General features: G+C 71.3%; 1 pseudogene. It reads right to left on the minus strand.

Annotated features, from left to right (window positions below):
* Window positions 1–167: 167 nt before the first annotated feature.
* Window positions 168–428 (minus strand): annotated as a pseudogene (locus tag RM812_RS42485) (uroporphyrinogen-III C-methyltransferase); the annotation flags it as partial.

The following is a 428-nucleotide window of genomic DNA, read 5'->3' on the forward strand; positions in this document are numbered from 1 at the left end:
GCTCGACGTCGGTCAGTCCGGTGTAGTCGCTCAGGCGCGGGTCGTCGGGGTCGTCGACGGTGATGATGTCTGCCACAGGGTGATACTGCCTTGTCCGGTGTGTGGTGCCAACGCCTGGGATGCGATGCGTAACCGCGGGTTACTCGGTGGGACCGACTGGTCCGACGTCATTCGGCCGACGGGTCGGCGGGTTGTGGCGCGGAGTCCGGGCCGACCGCGACGACCTCGCCGATGACAATCACGGCGGGCGGGCGCACGTCCTCGGCGACCGCCCGCTCCCCGACGTCCGCGAGGGTCGCGTCGACCCGGCGCTGCGCGGCGGTGGTGCCCTCCTGGACGAGGGCGACCGGGGTGGACGGGTCCTTGCCGTGGGCGATCAGGGCGGCGGCGATGGCTCCGATCTTGTCCACGGCCATGAGGAGGACCAG

Origin of the sequence: Streptomyces lancefieldiae (assembly GCF_031845825.1) — a bacterium.
Classification (GTDB): Bacteria; Actinomycetota; Actinomycetes; order Streptomycetales; family Streptomycetaceae; genus Streptomyces; species Streptomyces lancefieldiae.